We start from the raw sequence: 1,745 nt of genomic DNA on the forward strand, positions 1-1,745 counted from the left end.
ACCGCGGTCGCCTGCGGCGTCCGCTCCGCCTGCGCCTCGAACAGCTCCGGCAGGGTGCGCTCGGGGACATCCACACCGGTGTCGTTCCACTCGGTCAGTAGCTTTTCCTGCTCTGAGCTGCTGAGCACCCGAAGGCTTTCGAGCGGTGCATCCGGTGCGGTCTCGAGGCGTGCCACAAGGTCGCTTATGGCAGTAGCCATATAGGCCGATACGGCGGAAGGCTGGATAGGAGACACAGCCTGAACCGTGAGTCCGATCTCGTCGCCAGTGTCATCTACTGACACCACCAGCGGGTAGTTTGTGCGCTCTTTCGCGCACAGCAGTTCTACACCCTCGATGCCGATCTGGTCCCTCTGCTCGTACAGACCGGGACTGTGCCGATAGTTCAGTAGTGACGTGAACAGAGGAACCTGCCCCTCTATGCCACTCGCCCCTTGGGCCAGGGACAGGGGTGCGTGCTCGTGCCTCAGCAGTTCAGCGAGCTGGGCGTGCATGGCCTGCGCAGCTTCAGCCACACTGACTGGGCCGACGGCGGAGCGGACCGGCAGGGTGTTGATGAACAGTCCCGGCACACGGTCACCACCCAACCCGGCTTGCATACGACCCAACAGGACGGTGCCGAAGACCACATCGTCCCGGCTGGACAGGGAAGCGAGTACTCGCGTCCACGCCACATGCAACAGCGCTGCCAGGCTCACCCCTAGCCGGCGTGCCTCCCTGCGTAGACGTTGTACAACCTGGGGATCCAATCGGCACTCGTCACTATGGGCAGAAGAACCATCTTCTCGAATCTGCAATTCGCCATATGGTGCGGTTGGTTCATTCACATCGGCCAAAAGCCGAGTGAAGTAAGCTTTATGGTCTTCACGCGGCACTCCCAAGCGGGCCTGAGCGACGAAGTTCCGGTACGGGAGAGGTTCCGGCAGTTCGACGCCGCGTCCGCTCATGAGGCAGCGGATCTCCCGCAGCATAATGTCCAGTGATGAGTGGTCCCGGGTCAGGTGATGCATGCGCAGAAGTGCGAGCCAGCGACCTGTTCCGGCTTCAGGAGCGACCTGAACTTTCGCCATGGGCGCCTCGCGTATGTCCAATGACGAATTGTCGAGGGCGGTCAACTGCCCAATCAGGTTCGGCCCATCGATCGGGGTGCGGCTCTCTATCACTGGAACCCTTGCGTGCCGTACGACAACCTGGACGGGTTCCCTCAACCCCTCCCACACAACGGCCGTACGGAAGACGTCATGACGATCCACCAACACTTGGAAGGCATCGACGAACTTGTCAAGCAAGTCGCGGCTCTCGAAGCGGAGCACCGCAGGGACCTCGTAGACATCAGGGCCGTCTTTTTCCTTCATCAGATGATGGAAGAAAATGCCCTCCTGAAGGGGTGCCAAGCTGTAAATGTCAGCTATGTTTCGCGGGCCATCAGTGATGTAAGTCGCTATGCTTTTGATTTCGTCCTGTGTGAGGTCCGCCAGCGGAACCATGTCGGGGGTGATTTCGTCACTCCCCGGCGGGATCCCGTTTGCCGGCACGTTGACCTCACGCGAACGTGCGGCTCTCGCAAGAGCCGCCACTGTCGGAGCCGCGAAGAGCGTCTGTACATCGATACCTATGCCGTGCTCCCGCATACGCTCGATCAGCGACACCGCGAGCAGGGAGTGTCCGCCGAGGGTGAAGAAGGAGTCGTCGATGCCGACGTGGTCGAGGTTGAGGATGTCGGCGAACAGGCCGGCGAGAACCTT

At 61.0% G+C, this 1,745-nt stretch carries 1 protein-coding gene; it reads right to left on the reverse strand.

The window, feature by feature from the left end; genetic code table 11:
* Positions 1 to 1,745 (reverse strand): condensation domain-containing protein (locus AB0L75_RS44145; RefSeq protein ID WP_365191932.1); only part of this gene is annotated, 1,745 nt, incomplete at both ends.

Origin of the sequence: Streptomyces sp. NPDC052101 (genome assembly GCF_040680235.1) — a bacterium.
Taxonomy (GTDB): domain Bacteria; phylum Actinomycetota; class Actinomycetes; order Streptomycetales; family Streptomycetaceae; genus Streptomyces.